The sequence below is a fragment of the Eubacterium barkeri genome, assembly GCF_900107125.1.
In the GTDB taxonomy this organism is placed as follows: domain Bacteria; phylum Bacillota; class Clostridia; order Eubacteriales; family Eubacteriaceae; genus Eubacterium_O; species Eubacterium_O barkeri.
In genome coordinates this window covers 1-25992 of the sequence record NZ_FNOU01000013.1, presented here as the reverse complement: position 1 = coordinate 25992, position 25992 = coordinate 1, and the positions used below count along the sequence as shown (strand labels likewise).

General features: G+C 40.9%; 24 protein-coding genes, 7 tRNA genes, 1 riboswitch and 1 other annotated feature. Of the genes, 12 read left to right on the top strand and 19 right to left on the bottom strand.

All coding sequences use genetic code 11. From position 1 onward, the window contains the following. Position 1 precedes the first annotated feature (1 nt). Positions 2 to 1000 carry an aspartate-semialdehyde dehydrogenase gene (locus BLU30_RS08590; protein WP_090245496.1) on the bottom strand — a complete coding sequence of 333 codons (999 nt, stop codon included), beginning with the start codon at positions 998 to 1000 and terminating at the stop codon, positions 2 to 4. An 83-nt stretch (positions 1001 to 1083) separates the two neighbouring features. Further along, a riboswitch (Lysine riboswitch) is annotated at positions 1084 to 1255 on the bottom strand. Between the two features lie 110 nt (positions 1256 to 1365). Here BLU30_RS08590 and BLU30_RS08585 point away from each other — a divergent pair. Further along, a complete protein-coding gene (locus tag BLU30_RS08585; RefSeq protein ID WP_090245495.1) occupies positions 1366 to 2259 on the top strand; it encodes an SPL family radical SAM protein in 894 nt (297 codons plus the stop codon). A 71-nt stretch (positions 2260 to 2330) separates the two neighbouring features. On the opposite strand, the gene BLU30_RS08580 is transcribed toward BLU30_RS08585, so the two are convergent. From BLU30_RS08580 to BLU30_RS08535, 10 genes are all read right to left on the bottom strand, one after another. Then, positions 2331 to 2404: transfer RNA gene (locus BLU30_RS08580), tRNA-Gly, on the bottom strand. An 8-nt stretch (positions 2405 to 2412) separates the two neighbouring features. Beyond that, positions 2413 to 2486 (bottom strand) — tRNA-Cys (locus BLU30_RS08575). 23 nt (positions 2487 to 2509) lie between these two features. Beyond that, positions 2510 to 2584 (bottom strand) — tRNA-Gly (locus BLU30_RS08570). Between the two features lie 99 nt (positions 2585 to 2683). Continuing rightward, positions 2684 to 2759: transfer RNA gene (locus BLU30_RS08565), tRNA-Phe, on the bottom strand. Between the two features lie 3 nt (positions 2760 to 2762). After that, positions 2763 to 2839 (bottom strand) — tRNA-Asp (locus BLU30_RS08560). Positions 2840 to 2967: 128 nt separating this feature from the next. Beyond that, positions 2968 to 3043 (bottom strand) — tRNA-Val (locus tag BLU30_RS08555). Positions 3044 to 3141: 98 nt separating this feature from the next. Beyond that, positions 3142 to 3885, bottom strand: coding sequence for a class I SAM-dependent DNA methyltransferase (locus BLU30_RS08550; protein ID WP_090245493.1), 744 nt, complete (start codon positions 3883 to 3885; stop codon positions 3142 to 3144). Between the two features lie 8 nt (positions 3886 to 3893). After that, entirely contained in the window at positions 3894 to 5066 is a 1173-nt protein-coding gene (locus BLU30_RS08545) for a M20 metallopeptidase family protein (RefSeq protein ID WP_090245491.1), read from the bottom strand. Positions 5067 to 5074: 8 nt separating this feature from the next. Then, positions 5075 to 5914 (bottom strand): PRD domain-containing protein, encoded by an 840-nt coding sequence (locus tag BLU30_RS08540; protein WP_090245489.1) that lies wholly within the window; start codon positions 5912 to 5914, stop codon positions 5075 to 5077. A 98-nt stretch (positions 5915 to 6012) separates the two neighbouring features. Continuing rightward, positions 6013 to 8235 carry a PTS sugar transporter subunit IIABC gene (locus BLU30_RS08535; protein WP_090245487.1) on the bottom strand — a complete coding sequence of 741 codons (2223 nt, stop codon included), beginning with the start codon at positions 8233 to 8235 and terminating at the stop codon, positions 6013 to 6015. A 243-nt stretch (positions 8236 to 8478) separates the two neighbouring features. Further along, positions 8479 to 8733 (top strand) — a binding site (T-box leader). Positions 8734 to 8805: 72 nt separating this feature from the next. Between BLU30_RS08535 and BLU30_RS08530 the strand changes: the two genes are divergently transcribed. Next, positions 8806 to 10344, top strand: coding sequence for a sodium:solute symporter family protein (locus tag BLU30_RS08530; RefSeq protein ID WP_090245485.1), 1539 nt, complete (start codon positions 8806 to 8808; stop codon positions 10342 to 10344). 52 nt (positions 10345 to 10396) lie between these two features. On the opposite strand, the gene BLU30_RS08525 is transcribed toward BLU30_RS08530, so the two are convergent. The 4 genes from BLU30_RS08525 to BLU30_RS08510 form a co-directional block, all read right to left on the bottom strand. Beyond that, the gene (locus BLU30_RS08525) at positions 10397 to 11170 is read right to left on the bottom strand and encodes a tyrosine-protein phosphatase (RefSeq protein ID WP_090245483.1); all 774 of its coding nucleotides are present in this window, start codon (positions 11168 to 11170) and stop codon (positions 10397 to 10399) included. Positions 11171 to 11229: 59 nt separating this feature from the next. Continuing rightward, positions 11230 to 11961 carry a CpsD/CapB family tyrosine-protein kinase gene (locus tag BLU30_RS08520; RefSeq protein WP_090245481.1) on the bottom strand — a complete coding sequence of 244 codons (732 nt, stop codon included), beginning with the start codon at positions 11959 to 11961 and terminating at the stop codon, positions 11230 to 11232. A gap of 2 nt (positions 11962 to 11963) precedes the next feature. Continuing rightward, on the bottom strand, positions 11964 to 12668 hold the full coding sequence (locus tag BLU30_RS08515) for a YveK family protein (protein WP_176770874.1): 705 nt from the start codon (positions 12666 to 12668) through the stop codon (positions 11964 to 11966). A 151-nt stretch (positions 12669 to 12819) separates the two neighbouring features. Beyond that, complete coding sequence (locus BLU30_RS08510) at positions 12820 to 13815, bottom strand: zinc ribbon domain-containing protein (protein ID WP_090245479.1); 996 nt, start codon at positions 13813 to 13815, stop codon at positions 12820 to 12822. A gap of 136 nt (positions 13816 to 13951) precedes the next feature. On the opposite strand from BLU30_RS08510, the gene BLU30_RS08505 reads away from it, so the two are divergent. From BLU30_RS08505 to BLU30_RS14750, 6 genes are all read left to right on the top strand, one after another. After that, a tRNA-Trp gene (locus BLU30_RS08505) sits at positions 13952 to 14027 on the top strand. 198 nt (positions 14028 to 14225) lie between these two features. After that, positions 14226 to 15497, top strand: a complete 1272-nt coding sequence (locus BLU30_RS08500; RefSeq protein ID WP_090245477.1) for a tyrosine-type recombinase/integrase — start codon at positions 14226 to 14228, stop codon at positions 15495 to 15497. A gap of 1 nt (position 15498) precedes the next feature. Further along, positions 15499 to 15684, top strand: a complete 186-nt coding sequence (locus BLU30_RS08495; RefSeq protein ID WP_090245475.1) for a hypothetical protein — start codon at positions 15499 to 15501, stop codon at positions 15682 to 15684. 4 nt (positions 15685 to 15688) lie between these two features. Beyond that, positions 15689 to 16225 carry a hypothetical protein gene (locus BLU30_RS08490; protein ID WP_090245473.1) on the top strand — a complete coding sequence of 179 codons (537 nt, stop codon included), beginning with the start codon at positions 15689 to 15691 and terminating at the stop codon, positions 16223 to 16225. A 337-nt stretch (positions 16226 to 16562) separates the two neighbouring features. Further along, the gene (locus BLU30_RS08480) at positions 16563 to 18149 is read left to right on the top strand and encodes an AAA family ATPase (protein ID WP_143024221.1); all 1587 of its coding nucleotides are present in this window, start codon (positions 16563 to 16565) and stop codon (positions 18147 to 18149) included. Between the two features lie 877 nt (positions 18150 to 19026). Beyond that, positions 19027 to 19107 carry a putative holin-like toxin gene (locus BLU30_RS14750; RefSeq protein WP_479691030.1) on the top strand — a complete coding sequence of 27 codons (81 nt, stop codon included), beginning with the start codon at positions 19027 to 19029 and terminating at the stop codon, positions 19105 to 19107. Between the two features lie 125 nt (positions 19108 to 19232). On the opposite strand, the gene BLU30_RS08475 is transcribed toward BLU30_RS14750, so the two are convergent. After that, complete coding sequence (locus BLU30_RS08475; RefSeq protein ID WP_090245468.1) at positions 19233 to 20435, bottom strand: IS110 family RNA-guided transposase; 1203 nt, start codon at positions 20433 to 20435, stop codon at positions 19233 to 19235. A 1312-nt stretch (positions 20436 to 21747) separates the two neighbouring features. Here BLU30_RS08475 and BLU30_RS08465 point away from each other — a divergent pair. Together BLU30_RS08465 and BLU30_RS08460 are read left to right on the top strand one after the other, a co-directional pair. Beyond that, positions 21748 to 22314 carry an AP2/ERF family transcription factor gene (locus BLU30_RS08465; protein ID WP_090245465.1) on the top strand — a complete coding sequence of 189 codons (567 nt, stop codon included), beginning with the start codon at positions 21748 to 21750 and terminating at the stop codon, positions 22312 to 22314. A 191-nt stretch (positions 22315 to 22505) separates the two neighbouring features. After that, entirely contained in the window at positions 22506 to 22754 is a 249-nt protein-coding gene (locus BLU30_RS08460; RefSeq protein WP_090245464.1) for a hypothetical protein, read from the top strand. 54 nt (positions 22755 to 22808) lie between these two features. Here BLU30_RS08460 and BLU30_RS08455 read toward each other — a convergent pair whose 3' ends face one another. Continuing rightward, positions 22809 to 23036, bottom strand: coding sequence for a BRO-N domain-containing protein (locus BLU30_RS08455; RefSeq protein WP_278286247.1), 228 nt, complete (start codon positions 23034 to 23036; stop codon positions 22809 to 22811). Between the two features lie 34 nt (positions 23037 to 23070). Between BLU30_RS08455 and BLU30_RS14095 the strand changes: the two genes are divergently transcribed. Then, complete coding sequence (locus BLU30_RS14095) at positions 23071 to 23268, top strand: helix-turn-helix domain-containing protein (RefSeq protein ID WP_143024220.1); 198 nt, start codon at positions 23071 to 23073, stop codon at positions 23266 to 23268. On the opposite strand, the gene BLU30_RS08450 is transcribed toward BLU30_RS14095, so the two are convergent. Further along, the gene (locus BLU30_RS08450) at positions 23222 to 23452 is read right to left on the bottom strand and encodes a Rha family transcriptional regulator (RefSeq protein WP_242873554.1); all 231 of its coding nucleotides are present in this window, start codon (positions 23450 to 23452) and stop codon (positions 23222 to 23224) included. The genes BLU30_RS14095 and BLU30_RS08450 overlap by 47 nt on opposite strands. A gap of 1655 nt (positions 23453 to 25107) precedes the next feature. On the opposite strand from BLU30_RS08450, the gene BLU30_RS08445 reads away from it, so the two are divergent. Continuing rightward, positions 25108 to 25686, top strand: coding sequence for a recombinase family protein (locus BLU30_RS08445; protein ID WP_090245459.1), 579 nt, complete (start codon positions 25108 to 25110; stop codon positions 25684 to 25686). Between the two features lie 70 nt (positions 25687 to 25756). Here BLU30_RS08445 and BLU30_RS14350 read toward each other — a convergent pair. Further along, on the bottom strand, positions 25757 to 25992 hold a 236-nt coding region (locus BLU30_RS14350; RefSeq protein ID WP_207647996.1), incomplete at its 5' end, for a hypothetical protein.

The following is a 25992-nucleotide window of genomic DNA, read 5'->3' as shown; positions in this document are numbered from 1 at the left end:
CTTAAATCAAGCCCTGATCAATCAGAGCAAAGGCGATCTGTACCGCATTGGCGGCTGCGCCCTTACGGATATTATCGGCCACACACCAGAAATTTAAACCATTTTCAATACTGAAGTCCCGGCGAATCCGCCCAACATAGACCTCATTGGTCCCTGTGGCGGTAACAGCCATGGGATAGACATTTTCCGCCGGATTATCCTGGACAATACAGCCTGGGGTTTCTTCCCACATTTTCTGGATCTCTTCAACCTCAAAAGGTTTTCGAAGTTCACAGTTAATGCTTTCGGAGTGGCTGTTGTACACCGGTACCCGAACGGTCGTTGCAGTAATGGCAATGGAATCATCATGAAGAATTTTGTGGGTTTCATTCACCATTTTCATTTCCTCCTTGGTATAGCCATTGGGAAGGAAATCGTCAATATGGGGAAGACAGTTAAAGGCAATGGGATGCGGGAATTTCTGGGGTTCTTCCCCCTGGATACCATTCTCTAAATCCTGATACCCCTTGACCCCAGCGCCAGAAACAGCCTGGTAGGTGGAGTAAACAATCCGCGCAATCCCATAGTTTTCATTAAGAGGTTTCAAGGGAACCATGGCCTGAATGGTGGAGCAATTCGGATTGGCAATAATATTTTTATGCCACTTTAAATCCTCCGGGTTAACTTCTGGAACCACCAGAGGGACTTCTGGGTCCATGCGCCAGGCAGAGCTGTTATCAATAACGATGACACCACGCTTAGCTGCCTCCGGGGCAAATTTTTCACTGGTTCCGCCGCCGGCTGAAAATAATGCCACATCAATATCCTTATCGAAGGCTTCAGGTGTTAATTCCTCAACTTCGTATTCCTTCCCCGCAAAGGTAATTTTTTTCCCGGCTGAACGTGCAGAAGCCATGGGATAGAGGTTTTCCACCGGGAATTTTAATTCCTCTAAGACTTCCAACATTTTCTGACCAACCATACCTGTTGCACCAACAACAGCGACATTATACTTTTTCATAGCGACCTCCTGTGTCAATATATTAAAAAAAGCTAGTAAAGATACCAGCTATTCAAAGTCACAGCGCCAAAAACGCCTTTATTGAGATTGATAGCACTCCATCTTCCGATGACAGTCCCATTGCTCTTAACAATGAGCCCAGGAACATGATCGACAAATACCATGCCCTTCGGCGTCCTTCCCTTTCACCACCCGTCACATCAGCTTGCCCTGATCCTGGTGGCTACTTTTAAAGCACGCGCCTCTATCTTTACTTATTGAGTTATGGGCTAATTGTAACAGATGTCCCGATGAAAAGAAACCCCCAATTTCAAATACATCAAGTTTTTAATGAAAGCTGTCATTTTTTACACTATAATAGTTCTATGGAAATGTTAGAAGTCAAACACATCATCACACGGACCCGCAGCGATGCCTGGTTTGGTTCCGATTATAATATGAATATTTACCGCGGCTGCTCCCATGGGTGTATTTATTGCGACAGCCGTTCTTCCTGCTACGGAATGACGGATTTTGATACCGTTCGTGCCAAGGCAGACAGCACCAGCCTTATCCAGTCTGAGCTGCGCTCCAAACAAAAAAAGGGCGTTGTGGCAACAGGTGCTATGAGCGATCCCTATAACCCCCAAGAGCAGAAATTCAAGTTAACCCAGGCTGCTCTGAGTCTCCTCGATCGCTATCATTTTGGGGTTGCCATTGCCACCAAAAGCGATTTAATCACCCGGGATATTCCCGTGCTGCAGTCCATGGCGCACCACTCCCCTGTCCTTTGTAAAATAACCCTTACCACAATTTCCGATGCACTGGCTGCTAAGGTGGAGCCCCGGGCCCCCTCACCCACCCAGCGGTTAAAAGCCATTGAGGCCCTGGCTAAAGCCGGTATTTTTTGCGGGGTTTTACTCATGCCGGTGTTACCTTTTATTGAGGATGATGTCCAAGCTATTGCCCAATTAATTGAAGGCTGTGCGTCGGCGGGTGCTCGTTTTATTTATCCCGCCTTTGGTGTCACCCTTCGGGAAAATCAACGGGAATGGTATTTTAATGCTTTGCGACAGGCCTTCCCCCACGCCCGCTTACCCGAACGTTATGCCAAAGCTTTTGGCAGCGCCTATGAATGTCATTGCCCCGAAGCCAAGGCGCTGTGGTACGATTTTAAAGGCTTATGCGCACAACAAAATCTTCTCTTTAACATGGCTGATATCATCCGTACGTATAAGGCACCGTATCTTTCTGAACAATTGACTTTCTTTGATATGTAGGCAATCAAAAAAACTCCCGGCCGATTCGACCAGGAGTCCTTTGTTTATGCGGTTTTCCGCTTCATTTTAAATGGAGCGGGTGAAGGGAATCGAACCCTCGTAACCAGCTTGGGAAGCTGGGGCTCTACCATTGAGCTACACCCGCAGGATGTATGGAGGTGCTACCCAGAATCGAACTGGGGATAGAGGTGTTGCAGACCTTTGCCTTACCGCTTGGCTATAGCACCGAAACTTTTTCTAAACAAAAAAATGGAGCGGAAGACGAGATTTGAACTCGCGACCCTCGCCTTGGCAAGGCGATGCTCTACCACTGAGCCACTTCCGCTTATAACGATCATTCTTTTCTTCGTGCCAACACTTCAAGAGTGCTAAACACTCCCACTAAGCCATTTCCGCTTATAAACATTACTTTATTTATTATTAGTGGTGCCCAGAGGCGGAATCGAACCACCGACACGGGGATTTTCAGTCCCCTGCTCTACCGACTGAGCTATCTGGGCATATGGCGACCTGGAAGAGACTCGAACTCTCGACCTCCAGCGTGACAGGCTGGCATTCTAACCAACTGAACTACCAGGCCGCATGTTACTTTTTTGTACTTGCATGTTCACCGTGAGACACACCATGCACAATGTATTTCGGGCACTTCCTGCCCGACACGCATTCACGGCTGTGCCGTATGTGTATTAGCGGTTCGCTTACGTAAAATGGTGGTCGCTACAGGGCTCGAACCTGTGACCCCCTGCTTGTAAGGCAGGTGCTCTCCCAGCTGAGCTAAGCGACCATCACAACGAGTACGAACCTTATTATACGGTAGTCCGCACTCATTGTCAACTGCTTTTTACAAGTATTTTTAAGTATTTTTGTCTATTCTTAATAAAACTACCGTTTCTCAGCTATAAATTGTATGCGGTCATTTTCATTTCCACCTGCAATAAATGTACCAAATGCATGCACCCGCTGATTGATTAAATCCGGGCGTTTTAATATATGAAAAATATCTTCAGCACTATAGATATATTGGCTTTGTTTTTCATCAAACCGTTGATACAGCCCGTTTTCCTGTTCCACAAAAAAGGAGAGGTCAAAGTCCATGCGCATTTCATCGATATGGGGGTCGTTTTCCCAAACACAAAAAATATCCTCTAAATCATACACAAAGGTTCTGTCCTTAATGACTTCCTGATATTTTGTTTTAGTATTCATATCAAAGGTCAGCATTCCACCGGGCTTCAGAGCATCGACACTACAGCTGATGAAATTATTAAAGGCCTCTAAGTTCGGAAGATAATTAACGCTATCACAACAGCAAATGACCGCATCAAATTTTTCCTGAATGGCAAAGTTACTCATATCCCCCATAAAAAAGCGGACATTATTTAAACCGGCTTCCTCTATTTTCTCATCCGCTACGGTGAGCATATTTTCAGAAAGATCCACTGCGGTGATCTCATAGCCTTTTCGGGCAAGCTCCAGAGTAATATTCCCTGTACCACAACCAAATTCCAAAATGGTTTTCACCTCATTTTTGGCATTGAGCATCACGCGAAAAAGATAATCCGCCCATTCTTTATAATTGATTTCGGTCATTAATGCGTCGTATACCTGTGCAAAATCGTCGTACATATTTCCCCCTATGCTTTATAAGCTCTTTCATTCATTGCAATGTGACAATAGACCGCTACCCCAGACAATAGCACCTTTTCATCAAAATTAAAATTTGGAGAATGCAGTCCATTGATAAAGCCTTTCTCTTCATTCCCGGTGCCTAATCCCATAAAAAGTGCTGGTATTTTCTTTCCATACATGGCAAAATCTTCTGCGATCATTTGTTTTTCGAAGATTTGTTTCTGCTCACCCAATACGGGCCAAACCTTTTCGTACAGCTCAGGATTATTTTTCACCGGAGGATACATATCGTCAAAACGAATCTTAATGGTACAGCCATACATTATTTCAATCCCCCGGGCCATTTCTACCATCCGGGCTTTCATTTCTTTTTGGATTTCTTCATCAAAGGAACGTACCGTCCCGGAAAGGCTCACCTTATCAGCCACAACATTCATCCGGGTCCCCCCTTCAATCGTTCCTACAGAGAGCAGAGCCTCTGCTCTGGGATTCAGGGTCCGGCTGATGATTTTTTGCAGGGAAGAAATATAGTCCGCACTGGCTACAATGGCGTCGATGCACTGATCCGGATTTGCCGCATGACCACTCTTTCCTAAAATATCAATATAAAACTCTGAAGTCATGGCAATAATTGGGCCTGGGGCCGTGGCCACCACCCCTTCTTTAATGAAGGGAAAGAGATGGGTCCCGAAAATGGCCTCGACACCAAAACGATCAAAAACACCGCTCTCCACCATTGGCTTTGCCCCTCCGGGACCTTCCTCCGCAGGCTGAAACACCAGCAGGATATTTCGGGGGATCAGCCCCGGATGCTCCACCAGGAATTTCGCAAAGATTAAAAGCATAGTCATATGGCCATCGTGACCACAGGCATGCATCATCCCCTCATTCCGGGAAGGATATTCAAGCCCCGTATCCTCTGTACCATCCAAACCATCCATATCAGAGCGAAAAGCGACGGTTTCATTGAACAGCCCATTTCCTGGGATAAACACAACCACACCGGTGCCAATGATTTTTTCTGGTTTCAAACCCAATCCTTCCAAATAATTCATGATAAAGGCCTGGGTTTTAAATTCCTGGAAGCCACGCTCAGGAATCTGATGGAGCTGACGCCGCAGGTTATGTGCCTCTGTTTGGTAGTGTGTGAGTGAATCTTTTATTTGCTCTGGTTGCATTTTTCCTCCTAATCGTCCTTTGGGCTGGTCCGAATCCGCTCAATATGAAGCGCGAGATAACTGATTTCTGTTTCAGTAAAGCACATCCCAAGCTCCTCCCCCAATCCATGGCAAATGGCCTTTGCAATATTAAAGGAATAGGCACATTTTTCCTTTGTAAAGGCAATCATATCCTGATTTAACGCTTCATTTTTATTGGCTCTGGTCATCATGCATTTAATATGATACAGCAACCGGTTATAGGCAATGGTTCCGATTTCTTCAATCTGACATTCTTCCTGAATTCGATCGACACTTTCCCGGATGATGCTGGTAATTTTCAGGGATTGGGAAACCCCCATATCACATAATGCGGAGTGGATATATAAGGTGATGTACCCCAACTCCCCATCGGGAATAAAAAAGCCCGTCCGCGCTTCAATAATGTCTTTGGCTTTTAGGGCAACGGCATATTCATCCTCATAGAGCAACCGAATATCCTCTGCAAAGGGGTTATGCATCGCCATTTTAGCCTGCATCCGCACCACAGAAAAGGCAATGTGATCTGCCAAAGGCAAAAGGATGTTATTATCGATGGCGGTATCCCCAAAGGCTTCTTCTGATAAATCGATAATGGCCCCTGCAATTTCAACGTAAAGGGGATTAACGGAATTCAGTAAATCATCTGTGGATCCCTTTTCGGTGGCCTGTTTGAGAATATACTTTTTAGACCCCGGGCCTTCTTCAAAGGGATGGTTTACTTTTTTCCCAAAGCCAATTCCCTTTCCCATAAAAATAATCTCTTGCTTTTCCTGAATATCAACCACAACCACGGCATTATTATTCAGAACCTTTTTTATATAATACACGACACACCCTCTATTTACAATCCTGATCATAATACAAAGAAGGCTGAGCACATCATGTTCCAGCCTTCTTCTAACGGACATCTAATTGTATTATACTATTAAGAATTTATTTTAACAATATCTTCTTTATCTTTAATCTCTCCATTGGCTATTATTTCCATTTCCTTTGTTGCTGGAAGATCGGTAAAAATGATGGGGATTGCCGTAGACGGCACGTTTGCTTCAAGAAAGTCCAGATCTAAGGTCAACAGCAAGTCTCCCGCCTCAACGTGCTGCCCTTGCTCAATATGACCTTCAAAGCCCTTTCCATCCAGTTTAACCGTATCAATGCCCACATGGATTAACAGCTCGGTTCCATGGTCACTGGTGATTCCAATGGCATGCTTGGTCGGAAAGAAGACGCTGATTGTCCCACTGCAGGGTGCATATACCTGATGCCCCTTTGGGAATATAACCACACCGTCACCCATCATCTTCTGACTGAAAACCTCATCCGGGGTTTCTTCAATGGGAGCTAATCGACCAGATATCGGTGCGATAAAGGTTTCTACCAAACCAGTCTTTTCAGAGGCAGTCTCTTCTTTTTTATCAGGCAGTGCGGGGCCAGAAGCCGGCAGGCTGTCAATTTCCAACTGATCGGCCAGGGGTGTTTCTAAAAAGTCTTCCAAATTTGATTTGATAGCAGATACCCTTGGCCCATAGATAACCTGGACACCATTGCCTTTTATAATAATTCCGGCCGCTCCGCTTTGTTTCAGAATGGGCTGATTCACCTTATTCGCATCCTTAACGGTACACCGCAATCGCGTGGCACAGCAATCGACATCAACAATATTCGCTTTCCCACCAAGTCCTTTAGTAATCAGCATCGAAATCTGATGGGTGTCTGAAAGCATCTCACCCTTAGCATTCTTTTCGTTAACATCGTCCCGAGTGTACAATTTAGGCTCGGTATCATCATCCTCACGCCCGGGTGTTTTCAAATTCAATTTCTTAATGAGGAAGCTAAATAGGAAGTAATAAATCACAAAGTAAACAATTCCCACAACAATCGCCCAAATCCATCCGGTTTTGGCATTTCCCTGAAGAATTCCGAATAAGAACATATCGATAAGCCCACCGGAAAAGGTCATCCCAATACCAACATTAAGGATGTGCATGAGCATATAAGAAAGGCCACATAAAACACAATGGATCACATATAAGAATGGTGCAACAAATAAGAAAGTAAACTCAATGGGTTCTGTAATCCCGGTAATCATAGCAGTTAAAGCGGCGGATAGAAGCAGACCCCCAACCACTTTGCGTTTTTCCGGACGGGCACAGCGATACATGGCCAGTGCAGCCCCAGGCAGTCCAAAGATCATAAAGGGGAATTTCCCAGACATAAATCGGGTTGCTTCAACACTAAAGTGCTCGACGTTTCCGCTTGCCAGCTGAGCAAAGAAAATATTCTGTGCACCCTCCACTAAATTGCCATCAATAACCATGGTCCCCCCCAAGGCTGTTTGCCAGAAGGGTAAATAGAATACGTGATGCAACCCGAAGGGAATGAGTGCCCGTTCAATAAAACCGTAGATGAAAGTTCCCGCATAGCCTGAACGAATCACTAAATCCCCCAGAGCGTTAATTCCAATCTGAACATAGGGCCAGATGAAGAACATAGCCGCACCAACTAAACAATAAACCAAGGCTGAAATAATTGGCACAAATCGGGTTCCTCCAAAGAAAGAGATAACCTGCGGTAACTCGATATTATAGAACTTATTGTGCAAAGCCGCGACCCCAAGTCCCACAAGAATCCCACCGAAAACCCCCATCTGCAAAGATTCAATCCCGATGGTTGTGGTAATGGATCCTGATGGCAGCATGTGTGTCGCCACAAGGGGAACAAAATTTGTACCACTGTTCATCGCTGCCAGCTTTAGTCCGTCATTTGCAATGGCCAAGGATGCCGGATCGAAGGTCCCCGTCAGGTGGATGAGCGAACCGATGACTGTGTGCATTACCATGTAGGCAATCACACCGGATAGGGCCGCAACAGCCTTCTCCTTTTTAGCCATCCCAATGGCTACCCCCATTGCAAAAAGAATGGGAAGATTGGCAAAGACAATATTCCCTGCATCCGACATAATCGTAAAGATCATGTAAGGAACGGTGCCTTCCCCCATTACCGCCGTTAAGCCGTAGGCTTCAATCATCGTTTGATTACTGAATGATCCACCAATCCCCAGTAAAAGTCCAGCGACTGGCAATAAGGCGATGGGGAGCATAAAGGAACGCCCGACACGCTGAAGCACACCAAAAATCTTATCTTTCATAATTTCCTCCTATTTACTTTTACATCGATATTTTTTAATACAAAAAAGGCACCAGCATCCAAAAACTTCTAAATCGTTTTGAATAGCTCATGCCTGATTGAACAGTAACACACTATCGATGTTTTAAATTAAGTAAATTATAGACTCCTTCCTCACAATTGTCAAGTCCTAAACAAAATAATTTTTCTCTGATTTTTCAATTGACTTTTATACTTTAGCATGATATTCTTTGACTAAGTTTTATTAAAGATTACGATCAGGAAAAAGTAGGCTTCCAATTCCTTCCAGAGAAGTGCCGTTTGGTGAAAGGCACAAAGGATAGGCAGTACCGAATACATCTTGTGAATCGTGCACCGAAGGGGGCTCCCTGGTAGGCTGCAACGGGTGCGCCCGTTAACGCGCAGGAGTATAACTGCCAAGGGCAACGTACTCTCCGAGCGCATCGCCGTGAGGCCGTGCGAAATTGAGGTGGTATCACGGGGTTTTCTCGTCCTCTTTCCTGAGGGCGTTTTTTTATTGCCTGAAGGGGCTTTATCACTTCGGCAATGCGCCGTTATTTAGGAGGAATTTATGATTGTTAAGTTGGCCCTTTTGATTCTTTTTTTCAGTAGCATGGTCGCTGTGGGTTTCTATTGCCGCAAACATTCCACCAATGTAAGTGGCTTCGTCCTGGGAGGACGATCAGTGGGGCCCTGGCTCACTGCTTTTTCCTTTGGGACTTCATATTTTTCGGCTGTGATCTTTGTGGGCTATGCCGGACAATTTGGTTGGAAATATGGCATCGCCTCCACATGGATTGGGATTGGCAATGCACTTCTTGGCTCCTGCCTCGCCTGGATCGTCCTGGGACGACGGACCCGGATTATGACCCAGCATCTTGACTCTGCTACAATGCCGGAGTTTTTTGGCCGGCGTTTTAATAGTGACGCTCTTAAAATCGGAGCCTCTATTATTACCTTTGTTTTTCTAATCCCTTATACTGCTTCCTTATACAATGGTCTATCCCGCCTCTTCGGTATGGCCTTTAGTATTGATTATTCTGTTTGTATTATTGTTATGGCCCTACTCACTGCGGTTTATGTTATTGCTGGGGGATATATGGCTACCGCTATTAATGATTTTATCCAGGGCATTATCATGATCTTTGGGATCATTGCTGTCATTGCGGCTGTTTTAATTAATCATGGGGGCTTTACAACGGCACTCACTACCCTTTCCCAGGTCTCAGATCCCTCCGTCTCCAGTCAAGCGGGTGTTTTTACCTCCTTTTTTGGCCCGGATCCCCTGGGGCTTTTAGGTGTAATTATCCTGACCTCCCTTGGCACCTGGGGACTTCCCCAAATGGTCGGTAAATTCTATGCTATCTCCGATGAGCATGCCATTAATAAGGGAATGGTCATTTCGACCTTTTTCGCCATCATTGTTGCTGGTGGTTCCTATTTTCTTGGTGGCTTTGGGCGGCTCTATTCCGGAATGATTGATGTAAAGGTGGATGGCTATGATGCCATCATTCCCATGATGTTAGAAAGCCTGCCGGATATCCTCATTGGTATCGTGGTTATTCTGGTTTTATCGGCATCGATGTCCACTTTATCCTCGCTCGTCATGGCATCAAGCTCGACTTTAACCCTTGACTTGATTAAAGATAATGTCGTTAAGAATATGTCCGAAAAGAAACAGATCCTGTGTATCCGAATCTTAATTGTCGTTTTTATCCTGATTTCCGTCATCATTGCCATTGTGCAGTACAAAAGCTCGGTTACCTTTATCGCACAGCTTATGGGAATTTCATGGGGTGCCCTTGCGGGCTCCTTCCTTGCACCCTTTCTCTATGGCTTGTATTGGAAACGCGTGACCAAGCCCGCTGTCTGGTTCTCCTTTCTTTTCAGCACGCTTTTAATGATTGGAAACCTGTTCTTTGGGCAGTTTTACCCCCTTTGGTTAAAATCCCCCATTAATGCCGGTGCCTTCGCGATGCTGCTCACTTTAGCCGTTGTGCCCATCATTAGCATTATGACCAGGCCACCGCAAAGGGAATTGGTTGATGATGCTTTCTCGGCCTATAACCGGATGGTTACTGTCCCCATTAAAGAGGATTTAGGCGAATAAAATACTCTTATAAAAAAAGGATGCCACTACATAATTGTAGGGACATCCTTTTTTATCGACTCCATCGATGTTTTTTTCGTTTAGTGTACGCTTTGGGAGCACATTCAATTCGACCATTACCGCCCAAGGCAACTTTAGGATTATCGGACATCATTCTTTTAAACTGACGAGCACCCAGAATATCTTGGGCAATTGCCAAGGCTTCATCCATTAATTTATAGCTCCGTACCCGATGGGCATCACTGGCCATAAATTGAGCCATATTATTTTCCAGCATAATATGGGCAGTCTCTTTTGCTCCATGTCCATAATATCCTGTCAAACTGAGCATATTCATCTGAATAAAAGAGCCTTTATTGATAAGATCCAACAAAACATTGGGATCCTCCTGAATAAAATCGTATCGCTCTGGGTGGGCAATTACAGGGCTGTAGCCCTTGAGTTGAAGCCGATAAAGAAAATCTTCAAAACTCTCCACACTCGCATCATGTCGAACGGTTTCCACCAGTAGATATCGACTTTTATTTAAGGCAATAAATTGATCGGAATCCAAAATTTTTAAAATATCCGGGTCATAAAACACCTCATTTCCCAGGTATACCTGTATCTCTAAATTCTGCTGTTTCATGGCTTTTACCAATTGCTGCATGATTTTTTTATTATTGGATAAGGTTGAGGTATAATTGGTATAACTCATATAATGGGGTGTCAATGTCACCGCACGGAATCCTAAGGATTCCGCAACCCTAAGCATCTCAATGCTTTCATCAATACCATTCGAACCATCGTCTACCCCTGGCAGAACATGAGTATGTATATCAATCATATTATTGACACCTCCGCTCTATTCAATATCTGCACTCAGTATTTCTATTTTTTGTTTGTTCATTTTTGTTTGTTCATTTTCCTTTGTGCTCTTTTTTCAGTATGATTCTTTGGTTTATCTTCTTCATAAGCACTATAATAATAGTAGTAGCCACTACGCTTGTTTGTTGGCGTATTATTCGCAACGACACCAACAATATGCCCGCCTACATTTTCGATATTTGCAATTGCTAACTTGATGCCCTCTTTATTGGTTACTTCTAGGGCCGTTACCAAGATGAAGCCGTCCGTGACTTTCGATAAAACAGCAGCATCTGTAACAACACCAACCGGGGGTGCGTCAATTAAAACATAATCATAGGATTCTTTCAGTAATGCGATTAATTCTTCCATCCGGCGACTTCCCAACATTTCTGATGGATTTGGTGGTATTGGTCCTGATGAAATCAAATGCAATCCCTCAACCTCTGTGCGCTGAATCGCATCTGCAATATCAACTTCCCTAACTAATATATTTGATAACCCCACACGATTATTTCGTTCAAATAAACGATGAACCCGCGGCCGTCTCATATCGCAATCCATGATTAAAATACGTTTATTTGATTGGGCAAGGGCAACTGCATAATTCGCCATTATAGTCGATTTCCCTTCACCCTTACCTGCACTGGTTATTGTCAAAACCTTTATCTCATTATCAATATCAGAAAAGGTAATATTGGTACGCATATTTCTAAAAGCTTCAGAAATGGGATCTTTAGGTGATTTATAGGTTACAATAGAACTTCTCATCCTTACTTCTCTCCTTCACTACTTAATTCACTAGCATGTGGAATAACCGCAACGATGGGAATATCTCCAACTAAATTTTTAAGCTCCTCTACACTTTTTACAGTTGTATTAAGCATTTCCTTAATAAATACACTAAATACACTAATAACAACTCCCAGCAAAAATGCAATAGCTAAATTCAACTTTAAATTCGGTGAAACGGGTTTATTGTCAGCTTTAGCCGCATCGACTATTTGTAGATTATTAATCTTCATTAAACCCGCAATATTATCCATAAATACCGTTGCTGTCTCATTTGCAATATTTGCCGCTTCCTGAGGGTCTGTGCTCGTTACTGTAATTTCAATAAGCTCTGTATCATTTACGGTTGTTACTTCCACCATACCGGCAAGCTGCTTGTCCGTATAGGTCAAGTGCAGGTTACTAGCAACTTTGGACATGATGCTTTCGCTTTTCGCAATTTCACTGTAGGTCCCTACCAGTTTTTGATTTGTTAAGACATCATTATAGGTAGCACTGGAACCTGTTTCCGAATATCCTTGTGGTTTTCCAACAATTAAGGTTGTACTGCTACTATACTTTGGTGCAATAAAAAAAACAGTAAAAATCCCTGTAATTAAAACAGCAACCACTGTCAGGCCCACAATAAATTTCCAATTATCTCGCAAAAGATCAAGTATCTCATGTAAGCTAATCTCTTCTTCCATTTCTTCCTCCTTAAACATTCGTCAAATGGTTCTATTCCTGTTTTTAATCTTAAACAGTTTTAGTATTATTATACCAAAACTGAGAATTATGGCAAGTAGAAAAGCCTTCAGATTACATTACTTTGATAATCGGAAGGCTTTTTATATTTTATTATTGTAAACCATAAGAAGATTTCGTTACCACGACATCTCCCTGGAAAGATACGCTGGCATTTGCTCCAGCTTCACCTTGTCCTTCCCAGTAATATATTTTCAATTGGACATCATTACCACTCTCATCTTTAAAAGTAGACTCTGATAGTAATGTTCCATCTCGTCCGAATATTCCAACAACATCGGCATAAGTCATCCCGTTTTGAATTTGTTCAAATTGAGCATTGGTTACTAAACTAGTAGTTGTCGGTTGTGTCACTGTTGTAGAAGGTGTTGTCGTTGGTGTATTTGTAGAAGTATTACTTCTCTGTCCTGAAAAAACGAAGGTGTATAGCATAAAACCAATCGCACCAACGATAATCACTGCGCCAACGATGATCATTGCAATTAAACCACCATTTCCTTGCTTTTTCCCGCATTCTGGACATACTTTATCCTGATTATCTAAAAAGGCTCCACAAGCTTTACAACGTCGTTCTTTCTGTGTTTTTTCGATAATCGGGGCAGTCTCTTCTTCCGGTATTATATGCGTCTGTTCTTCTGCGCTCTGATCCAACACCTCAGTTACTTCTTCTCGATTATCTGCAGATTGAGGTATCTCATCAGTAGTCCCCAAGACTTCTGTTTCTGTCTCCTCCGATTCGACCGGTCCCGTCGGTTTTTCTTCTTCCTGTTGTGGTGGTAATTCAGGTGGTGCTGCTAACTCAGTTTCTTTTTGCTGTACACTCATCGCTAAAAGGCTTTTGTATTCTGGTGCAACGGCTCTTTTAAATCCATTAATCAGTTCTGGATTTTGGACAGTAATTTCCATCCGGGTTTTACCTTCTACTGGCACTTTAAAATCAATTTGGATGGGTCCCATGTCACCATGCTGACCAATAATTGAAGGCTCCTCCTCGTTGACCTGATAACTAATGCCCATTTTATTCAAGGCTTCTTTTGCACTATCAAACCAAATTGAAAGGGAACCACTGGCTGTTAACGCCTGTTTCATTTATTCTTCCTCCTAATCACATTGTTATTGTCACAAATGCTCTTTTTCAATTTACTTGATAAGTATAACATATTTTTAAAAATTTGTCTTGCATTTTTGATTTTCTTGCTATATAATAGCATCCGTAGCCAATTTTAGGGGTATAGCTCAGTTGGTAGAGCAGTGGTCTCCAAAACCACGTGCCCCGGGTTCAAATCCTGGTGCCCCTGCCATAGCCTACAACCTCAAACCTACTGATATAGCGGGTTTGGGGATTTTTTTATGCTTTTTTTCAATTATTTTTTCAGTAATTATTATCCTTTTTACACCCGAAATATACCTTTTTTCGATTCAAATATAGGTCAAATATAGGTCAAATATTATTGACTTCCCAATTTCCCCTTGTATAATTGAATCAAAAGGAGGTCATAATGGCAAAACAGAAAAAACCTTCCAAAAGAGCTTTTGGGACCGGAACTGTAAAACTAAGAAATGATGGACGGTATGAAGGAAAAATATTAACACAGGAATTAACGAAAGGAGGAAACCCAAAATATAAATCTTTTTATGGGAGGACAGAGGCAGAAGTAACAACTAAAATGGATGAATACCGCTTTATGCACAATCTGTCTCGAGTTGACCCAACCAAAATCACACTTGAACAATATATGAATCAGTGGTTACAAAAGAAAAAAATAGAATTGAAGCCCACATCATACACCCGTGTTCTAGCGACTGTGAATAAGCATATCATCCCGTATATTGGACATATCCCAATACAGAATTTGACAGATGGACATATACAAGATTTAGTAATCAACCGTATGTTTGAAGATGGGCTGAAACATTCGTCCATTCAAAAAGCGTACCAAAGCTTAAACAACTGTATCACATATGCAATCAAGAGAAGAGACCTTACATATAACCCTATGGGTGTAGTCGCTTTACCACCAAAACACAAATTTAAAACAAAAGATGAAGAATTGAAGTATTTCACTGAATCGGATATGGAAATATTTATCAAAACAGCCCTTACACCTGGCCTTGATGGTGAAAAAATGTTTCATTACAAATATGGCCCAATGTTTGTTTTAATGCTCAACACAGGAATACGTTCCGGTGAAGCACGGGCATTAAAGGTACAAGATTGTGATTTTACAAATAACACACTGAGCATCCATTCAAACGTTGTTGATTTTTTTGACATGGAATCCAAACAAACGACCCGCTATATACAGGAATCTACTAAAACGGAAGCTGGTACAAGAACAGTAACTCTTGTCGGATATGCTGTATCAATGGCATTAATCCTTACTGTAAACAAAGAACCAAAGGACTTGTTGTTGTCTACTCCAGATGGAAAACCAATATCAACCTCTAATTTTGAACGCTCATTTAAAACAATCGTGAAAAAAGCTGGCCTTGTGGACGATGACGGAAACTCAAAATATACAGGTTTGCACACATTGCGTCACACCTACGCATCATTTATGTTCAGAAATAAAATTGATATTAAAATAATCTCACATCAATTGGGCCATGCGGACGTATCAACCACCTACAATATTTATACGCACATAATCAACGCCAACAAAATTGACGAAATCGCACAAATGAATAGCTTGTCTAATCCTGAACCAATTCAAAAAAAAGAAAATACATTGTATCCAACAGGGACAGTCTTTTCAAAGGAGGGCCTATAAAATGACCGCCCAACAAGCGTTAAATCTAGTACTAGGAACCATTGACGAACGGATCCATAACCTATCTCACCAACGAGAAGTCCTTTTAGAGGATGATAATTATTTAGAAGCTTCTGACCCCGATTGTCGTATTCGGGAACTTGCTGCAATGATTGATGAAATTCAAGAACTTATGAAAGAGGTATAATAAAATGAATACAGAATTAGAATTCTTTGAAATTCCCACTATCCTAGATGCTCTGGATTGCACCCTCCCACCCAAAGACTATTACAACAAATCAATGCTAGAAGTCTTTATGGATGGTACAAAATCCGCATTCTATCGGATAGAACAAGAAGGCACAACCGCAATGGCCCATGAAATTTTAAACCCTATGGCATTAGCCCTTGATGGACTTCCAACAACAATGGGAAGCTGGGACTGGCAATATTCTCCATTATCAGTTTGGTGTAAGTGCTGGTTAGAATTTGCAGAAAATTTATACAAGTATCCCGAATGTAGAGCCGATTTTGAAAAATGGTTAGATGATGAAGGATATGAGGACGAAGAAGAATATTTTAACAACTTCACAACCGACTATGAGGGACTTTTCTTTCTACCGCCAGAAATTGAAAAACAAGAAGGGCAGTATTTTGTTTTCAAATGGACGGATGTTTCATTCGAGGGAATAAATGACAAATACAAAAAGCAAATACCATGGTTATTTGAAGATACCCTACCAGCATAATTAAGCTTTATCCGTGGAAATATCCCACGTTTAGAGGGTGGAAACATTCACCACCAATAAGTACACATTGCAGTGTGTCAACCAAAAGGGCGTATGGCTTCGGCTGTACGTCTTTTTCATTATCCGTTAGTCATAAAGGTTACGGGAAATCACAAGCACTTTATCCTGATAAAGTATCTATTTATAAGCCTTTCACTGCCCGTCATAGGAGTAACGGTAGCACGGAAAAAACATCTCCCTCAAAAGGACAAAAATACATTGATCTATTATTGACAAAGAGTAGAAACTGTTTTCATTCATGATTGTAATCTTTTCATTTTTATGGTAAAATAGCTTCATGAATATTAAAAAAACAACACACCCGCTTACAACTAAATACTTGTCCGAAGATACCTCCTTAACACGCATGATAGAAGAACACCTATCAAAGCACGAGACCGTTTTATTAATCGCCCCACAGGGGACTGGAAAGACAACGTATATCCAAAGTTTGCAGAATAAAGATTTTATCAACACTGTTGTTGGACTATTCCCCACCCGGATGTTATCCAAACAACAGAGGAAGAATGGGCAAGAAGCCGGATTCACTCATTCCACCACCTATTTCAGTAGTGAAGACTATTTAAAATGGATGGACTTTGAAGGACTATCAGACCATGACACCCTTATATTCATTGATGAAATCCACAAAATCATCCAATATTCAGCCTTTGCTTATGAAGAACAGACCGTCCCAGCACTGAGCATTATTGAGAAAGCAACAAAGAACCCATGTATCCTGGCAACCGCTACACCAGACTATTTGTATCACTGTTGTACAGATGAACCCTTCTACCAATCCATCGACATCATTATCGAAGTACAAACACAGAAAGAATATATCAAACACTTAACCCTTTTAGACGGATATTCAAAAAGAGAAGATGCACTAAAAGCTCTGGTCAGGAAGAACCACAAAGCCGATACGAAACAAATCATCCTATTAAACAATACAAAGAAATGTGATGCCTGGGCAGAAGAATTTCAACAATCAGGAATCCATGCCTTGTCCATCCACTCAAAGACCGACAGAGAACACCCAACCATTCAGCCAATATACGAAAGCATTACAAACAACGGAACCTTGAATTGTGAAATCCTCATTGCCACATCATGGATTGACATTGGAATTTCCTTCAAAGATGAGAATATCACCAATCTATACTGTATCCTAACCGACAATTGGACCGATGGGGACTTCACTATGATAAAGCAATTCATGGCAAGAGCCAGAAAAAGCACGCCTCATTTGTATATGACACGACCAAAGTTAACATATGACGAACAGGAATATTTAAAGTATATGAGAAGTCATACAGAAACCAATGGATTACTTTCTCCAGGGACAGACTTCTACAAAGAACTGGAACAGGATATCATTCACACTGCCAGGAATCAAGCTGAACTCATTAACCAGCATAAAATCAAAGATCAATCCTCATTCTATGCGATGGGATGCCAAAAAATTGGAGATCGATATACAGCCAATTCCATGCACTGTAAATACTATCTGGATACCCTCTACGAGAAAAAACAAATTGAATCATTCAAGGATGATGATATCACCAAAGAAATTCTATCCAAGCATTTCAACATTGAAGTTGAACAGATAGACATTCATACCTACACACCAGAGGCAACAGGATTGACACCAGAAGAAGAACAAGCGGTCATCCTCTACTTAGAAGAATTGTATACAACACAGAAGAAATTTGCCCAGAAAGAATTATGTACAAAAATAAGAACAATCACAAATGATAAGAAGAACTATGAAAAGGCTGGACAGTTTTTAAAGAACACTTTTATAGGAGGCGAACAACTTAACACATTGTTCAAACTCGCACGAAAAAATGGCGGTAAATATCAAATCGAAAAAATCAAATAAATATTATATTACATACTTTTTTGCACTAAACAAGTAAAATATTGTCTTCTTTTCAATTATGTTACATCAAAATAAGTAATGAAAATAGCTGTATCCCCATAGATAAGCCATTTCAGAACATAACAGGATATAAAACAAAATGAATATTATATTACATCCAAGACCATGCAGAAACGATTTCCAGCGTATAAATAAAATCGTTTACGTACATATGCGTATAATAAAATGTTACATCAAAACGGATATTCCATAATTCAGAAAATATATTCATTCATACTGTTTTCATACTAACCGCTATGCCACAATATTCATCCATCCAGAAAGGCAGCGTCAATGATAAAACTCGAACAGATAGATATATTTCTTGTGTCGACAAAGGTTTTAATCTTTTCCATCTTTTAAAATAGATATTGCGCCCCGCCGAACTAAAAGGGGTGTACTGGGAATGCGTTTTGTAAAAACGTGTTGCCAGTATGCCCCATGGCGTGAGGCGGGCAAGGCTTTCTGTCAAGAAAGACTTAACATTCTCTTTTAAAATACTGTATAAAAATAATCGAGTATGTCAGTCCTATTGCAAGCAATAGTCCTACACAACTTCCTTTCAGTCAGATGTGTGATAGAAAATACACAATATAATTCTTTCATTATACAGACCGAATAAAAGAGAATGTAATACTCATCAAACATTATGCAGAATGAATGAGACAAACACATTTATACAGTATGCGAATCTCTGCCCCATCGAATGTGTACATCACTATCTATTGAGAAAGAAATCGCTTCCTATTCTTTTAAAAGCCTGATATAATACCATCCAAGAGTGGTTCGCCGGGTAGCGGGCTTCTGCCTCAATCTGCATAAGATTGGAGGTGATGCTATGACAGTGTATGAAAGTTTAATGATTATGTTGACATTCGGCGCACTAGTGGCATTACTCTTTTCCGGTCGCAAAGGCTAAAAAAGAGCATGAAAACCTGCTAACAAAAGTCAACCCCCAACGGAGTATTATTTAAGGTAATATTTATCCTTTATTGGGCATGACAAAAAGACCATGCGAACTGGTTGTTAGGGTACCTTTGTAGATTAGCTCTGATAAACTGCAATTACACGGGCATAATAAATTCTTAGAAACTTATTCATTCCCGCAATCTTTGCAACTTTTTTGGGCTTTCCTTCCTTTTCTTTTTTAATGATGAATTGATAGACCGCATCATCTTCAGGTGCTTTGTGGCTTTTTAAACTCCGCATCACTTCATATCCGATTTTCCTAAGATTTGATGATCCACGTTTTGAGATTTTTCGTCGTGTCCCAACATATTGTCCGGATTGATAAGGTGGGGCATCAATGCCGGCATAAGCGACAAGCGCCTTTCCCTTGTGGAAACGTCGGACATCACCAATCTCTGAAATGAGTTTAACAGCCAGGGTTTCACCAACACCGCCCATAGCCCGAACAATCGGATATTCTGGAAGGGTCTTGGCAATGACTTTCATACGTGATAGAATGACACTAAGGGTATTATCGATTGTTCGTAATACCTTGACCGCTTCTTTCACCAGCATTTCAGTAGATGCCTGATCTGAGGGAAGTGTTGGGATGCTTTCTTTGGCCTTTTGATAAATTTTGACGGCTTTATCGTGGCTCTGGTGGTATCCCTTTTTCTTTGCCCAGGACAAGTAACTCCGAATGAACTGCTTCTCGGTCTTTGCGGTAATCAAGTCATAATGCCACCATGTTTCTACGAAATCAGATAACTTATCTTTATTATTGCTTTCCTGCCATCCCTTTAATTCTTTTTTTATATCGGGCATGGTATAGTCCAAAAGATGGATAAGTTCCAGAACGCTTTCTACCCGCATCTCCATATAGTGCCGATATTGGCGTCCGAGAAGTTTCAATTCCGAATACGTTGCGTCTTCCATCGTGTAATTGATGAGCTGGAACCAATGATCAATTCCGAAATTTGCAATAGCCTTGGCATCCTGGCGATCTGTTTTAACGCGTCGTAAGCCTTGATTTCGATATTCTTTCATGACATAGGGGTTAATAACAGATATGAATAATCCCTTGTCTTTAAAATAACTGAGTAAGGGTAAGTGATAAACCCCCGTGGCTTCCATCACAATACGTACCTCGTCATTCATTTTTAGTAGCATACTGGCAAGATCAGACAAATCTTTTTCTGTGTGCTCTATTTCGTAAGGGGATATTATGATCTCTTCTGCTGGCTTCATAACACAAACCATACTTTTTCCTTTTGATACATCGATTCCAACACTTATCATTAACGGTGCACCTCCTTGTGAATTGTGTAATTGTTCCATCCACACTTATTACAATTCAATTTAGCTCGTTACGCGAAAGCACTTGATGTGTTTCAACCTGCTTAAACGAATGCTTATAATAAAGGGTTGGATGACTGTTTTGATGTCGGATGTTTTGATCCCAAAAGCTACACGCCAGTCCAATTACTCCCCTTATTATAATAAAAAATAAGTGTAAATGTTCGGATGCTGGTTTGCATCTAACATTTACACTTATATGGTACTAAAAGCTACCCCTATGATTTGACCGTCAGTGGGTAGCTGATTAAAAATCTGTAGAGGCAGTACCGCCGAAAGCGGGCCACTCTTTTCTACCCACATTATACAACGATATAGCTATTTTTTCAAGCCCCTGGGACCTGTTTAAGGTTGCTGGGGGTTTTCTAAATTGGTTGAACCAAGATTAAACTCAATAACGATCCGTTATCCAGATGTCCGTTTAAAGGACTTCAGAAAACTTTCGAAGGTCAATACTTTGTTATTCCTCTACCATAACCCCAAATTGGGTTTTGATATCTCCCAGTAATTTGGCGGCGGAATTTCCGCCGATGAAATCCTGTTTTGGGACCTCATCAAACGCCGGGATAGTTTATCCCATCCTCATTATCAATATGGACATGCTCTTTTTTAACCTAACATAACGAATCGTTATGGAGTCGTGAATCGCTACCCCATTTATCCAAAGCTGTTGTTTTGGCAGTTTTGCTATTTTATAGAGTCGATGACCTGCCCAGTCGATTTGACGGGTTAGTTTGAACTAAGTCGGCAAAACGCCGCCTTTGATATTCCTCTCACATTACCAGTCCATCAACCCTTTTATGTAATATTTTCAATCTATTTGTAATATTTTCATTTATTTTCATAACATCTTGACTTTTTAACGTTTTTATGATATAGTTTACATTATATGTGAATACTTGCAGTGTGTTCAGAAAAACGAGTAATGGATGGAAGGTGATACCAGACGAACATATTAATGTAGAAATCACGGATAAGGACTTATGCAACGTTGATATTTTAAAACGGATAATCATAAACTATTACACCCTTCGGGAATATGCCAGAACGAAGCCAGATTATGGACTACTATTTACGCTGGATGATTTAGAGGATTTTATAAGGTATAGTCCTAAAATAAAGACAGTGACAAGGGAATGCCTGCTTAAGCGAATGGAGGGATTTAATCAAGCAGATACAGCACAATTATTGGGAAAATGCAGAAGTGTTGTCCAGAAAAGCTTAAATCGTGGATGTCGGCATATTATAAAACACTATGGAGGTGATTATAGATAACGAAACAACCATTGAATATTTAGAGGATATTGGGAAATGGGAAGCTCAGATTATGGGCAGACGGTTCTATATTCTATTAGGTTATTTTAAAACAGAAGAAGAAGCTCAAAAGGCTTGTACTCAGGCAATGGATTATAAAATATCAGAATGGAAAAGGCTAAATCCTGGGAAGGTGATTCCAGATCGAATATTGTTAAACGGCGTACAGAGCGACTTTTATTCAAAATATCATTTGAGAATCAACCAGAAATACTACAATTTCCCAGAATGGTATAACGATAAACAAAAAAAAGAACTTTGCAATCAATTTATAGAAGTGCATCCCCATTTATTCCACTATGAATTACCAAAAGATGGCAATGACAGAACACCCAAAAGGGCAGAAGCCATGCTCAGTACATTGGCTGCATATCTCACAAATAAGTACAACAAAGGGAAAGGTAAAATTTATTGGGAAACAAAATTCAAACAAGAAAAACGATGGGAACATGAAATTCCATCCTGTGGGGTAGTTGATTCAGAAGGGAATCCGCTATTAGAATTTTAAATAAGCGTTTTTAAGCGATTTTTATTTCTCTACCCTACTATGTGTACCTGTTAAGACAAAAAAATCGCTATATGCGTGTCTTAGACGGGTAAAACGGGTATTTCTGCACTACATTTAAACGACTACTTTTATAATACTTTCCCCTATCCAACAGAATGATAAAAATATCAACACTAAGGAGGAATGCTATTATGAAATTAATTGTAACAACTGTTTTTAAAATCAAAAGCAAGAGCGGGGATACCATCCAGGTTTATAAGGATGATTCAGGCCATTTGTATTTTAACTTTGAAGATTTTTCAAAATGCTGTGTGATAACTGGGGACCGGGAAGTGATAAAGGCTTTCTGTGATGTTGTCGAGGTTAACGTGGTGGAGCATCGGGATTTAGAAAAAATAGCATTGAGGAAAATTAACGTCATCAGACAGAAGGGAATCTAAATGTTAAGAATGATTTCAGCGTGGGTATTAATCGTCCTGTATATTGTTAAATCATCACAAATGAAGAATTTGTAGAAGCTTGCTGGATAGGATGAGTGAGTATAAGCCAGATTCGTTGATGATGGTCATTGATCTCCTTTGACCTGAGTCACTGATTTGATGACTCAGCTTATCATCTTCATCAACATGATTTGCTACTGCATTAGTTGGAGCTTTTCCTATTCCATACCCCAACGCCTCAGCCACATCCCTCCCAACAAACCAGGGTTCATTATTGACGATTACTGTAATTAAAATGAATGAAAGAAGGTAATTAATGAAATTAAGAGAATTTAGAGAATCAATGGATTTAACGCTTGAAGAAATGGCCGACTGTTTAAGTAATGATGAGCATTATATCAGCATTGGTCAATATTTAGATATCGAGTGTAACGAAATTATGCCAGATTATCATTTTATGGCAATATTTAAAGAAGTATTTCCCTTTGTGTCAATTGATGAAGTGTTTTTTTAAACCCCATGGCCAATAAAGTGAATCCGTCACGGGTGCAGAGGTATTCTTTGTTTCTTTTCCCGCTCGAATCTCTGTATTCAGATGTGATGAAATACTGAACGCAATTTTGCGTTGAGTCGTTTCCTAATACATAATCAATACCCCGAAGCACTTCTGCATGCCTCTTCCCAAAATCCTCTGCAATCTTTCGGCTGGATACGGTGATGACATCCCCATCAGTGTGGAAGAATGGAAGTAATTCATTTGATTCATCTCCTCAAAATTGAGGACATCTTTTGGCTGGATAAATATTGGGGGTGGTCATTTCGACTCCCCCTTTGTCATTCTCGTTTTAGTATTTCGATGGAATAAATAGATTGGCTTATTTTTCGGCCGATGTTACCACAATATAAACCAATAATTTTTAGGAGGTGGACGTATAGAACGACACGGAACACGATTGTATGAAATATGGCGTGGAATGCGAAAACGGTGTAACTATCCGAAAAACCAGAATTATAAATGGTATGGGGGAAAAGGAGTAAAAGTTTGCCAGGAATGGGACGATTATATAACATTCTACAACTGGGCATTAACTCATGGATATTCAGACAATTTAACGATTGAACGGATTAATCGGGATATGGATTACTCCCCAGATAATTGTAAATGGATTACACTATCCGAACAACAACGGCACAAATCCAGCAATCACCTAATCTCTTATGATGGTGAAACACATTGTATTACAGAATGGGCAGAAATGCTAAAGATTAAACCTGGGACGCTTTGGGCTAGAATTAAAAAGGACTGGACGATAGAAAGAGCATTAACACAGTCGGTGAATATGCGGACCACATAGAAATTACTGAAATAATTCACTAGCTTGTAGACGCCGGATTCAGTGATGAATTTCTCACCGGCGTTGTTTAATTTTCGGAGGTTGGTTAAACCGACATCTGGATTTTGACACACCCCATTTGACATTCCATCAATTGGTGCTATAATAAACATACAAACAGGCGCACTACTGGCCACGGTCACGGTGCCCAAGCTTATGATTAAACCGCAATCACTTTACTAGGGTTATTTGCGGTTTTTTCTTTGCGTCAATTCTTTCATTATCTTTTCCCAAATTGATTCATCATATTTTCGTTTAAGCGTTGCCGCATGGAACCAGTATAAAACAAGTCCCACAAATACGAGATATCCAACCAGAAAAAGAATAATCCTTATCAGCATAGAACCCCTTTCTAGGGGCACCACATACCGCAACCAGTAGGCCAGACGTAGCACGCCTGTAATGGCATTATATCATGGATATTCTACAAAGCAATGTAGAAAATTCAATGTACAGGTATATATTAGCCACTTTTAAAATCCACAGGTCATTACATATGGGTAAAGAAAATAAAATGGCTCTAATCGCCAATTTCATACGTTTTTATGACTTACGGGGCATATTTTTTGCCCTGTTTTTTTATTTGAAGCGTTTATATATCAAAACTCATTATTGAGTTCTCATTTAGTTAATATCCCCCTATTCCAGAAGGTCATACTCAATCAAGGGTACCTGTGGGCCTTTATGACGAACGATGCTTAAAGATTTTTAGTAAACCACCCCCACCCTCTACGATATCTTGATAAAATGAAATACGCAATCAGAACAATTCCCTATCAACTACCTACAAAGCGGTATTTCAATAGGGCATGCTCTAACGACATATTGAAAAAGGCCATATTTATGTGTCATACAAATCATAAAACAAATTATGAAACATTTCATGTAAAACACATCTTATTGACACACTTTAGAAATCGTGCTAGACTGAATCCAACAAATAAATGGAGGGAATCACAATGGAACGCATTGGGTATATAAGGGTCAGTACCGAAGAACAGAACGAGACACGGCAGGAAGTCATTATGGAACAGCTGGACGCATCCAAGGTGTTCATCGAAAAGCTATCCGGGAAGGATACCAACCGACCACAGTTAAAGGCTATGCTTAACTATGTGCGTGAAGGTGATACTGTAGTAGTGGAGTCCTATTCCAGACTTGCAAGGAGCACTAAGGACCTTCTGAATATCGTGGATGAGCTATCCTCCAAGGGTGTTCAGTTTATCAGTCAGAAAGAAAACATTGATACCACAACACCACAAGGACGATTAATGCTGACCATCTTTGCCGGGCTGGCCCAATTTGAACGGGAATGTATGCTTGAACGGCAGCGTGAAGGAATTGCCATTGCTAAAGCTGAGGGCAAATATAAAGGTAGACAGCCCATAGCCATAGACCAGGAACAATTCAAGACAGTATATAAGAACTGGAAAGATGGGAATATCACGGCACGGAACGCCATGGAAGAACTGGGCCTTAAGCCCAATACATTTTATAGGCGTGTGAAAGAATATGAAGTCCAACAGGAATGTAACTAGATTGCTTATTTTATGCAAAATCAAGCCATAAAATATAGGTCAAAATATAGGTCATTTCTTTAAAGAATCCTTAATAAATAGCATAAAAAAAAGATTTCTTTGCCATTGAAAAGATTCCTCCAAAACCACGTGCCCCGGGTTCAAATCCTGGTGCCCCTGCCATTAAGACTACATGAGACCTACAGTTTGTAGGTCTCAGAGCGTAGACAAACCAGCTAACCGAAACAACACCATCGGTTCGCTGGTTTTGTTTTTTCCTTAAAATTGAAAAAAGCAGTAAAAAATGAGATAGGCGCAAAAGAATCC